At 37.5% G+C, this 360-nt stretch carries 1 protein-coding gene; it reads left to right on the forward strand.

Annotation, left to right across the window (positions count from 1 at the left end; genetic code table 11):
- Positions 1 to 262 precede the first annotated feature (262 nt).
- Positions 263 to 360, forward strand: a 98-nt coding sequence (locus AB4496_RS29300; protein WP_372133643.1) for a cold-shock protein, incomplete at its 3' end; no start/stop codon positions are given.

The raw sequence follows: 360 nt of genomic DNA on the forward strand, positions 1-360 counted from the left end.
CCATACAACTGTAACTCCATGATATTTAAGGAATGCAAAGTTTGACTACCCCCAAGTTTCTGCAACCTTTCACTATGGATTCGATTGACTATCCCCTAATTTGATTTAGACTTCATCTCGGCTAGAAAGAAAGTTCTTTGTATATAAACATTTCGTTGGATTACTAGTAACCCCGTTGTGTTGTACGCAATAGCAATAAACTTTTCCGCGCTATCAGTGCCACAATTGGCTCAAAATAAAAATTTAATTTTAGGATATCATCATGTCTAACACAGTTACTGGTAAAGTAAAATGGTTCAACGAAACTAAAGGCTTCGGCTTCATCGAGCAAGAAAACGGCCCAGACGTATTTGCACACTT

It is taken from the genome of Vibrio sp. 10N.222.46.A1 (genome assembly GCF_041473595.1).
In the GTDB taxonomy this organism is placed as follows: Bacteria; Pseudomonadota; Gammaproteobacteria; order Enterobacterales; family Vibrionaceae; genus Vibrio; species Vibrio tasmaniensis_A.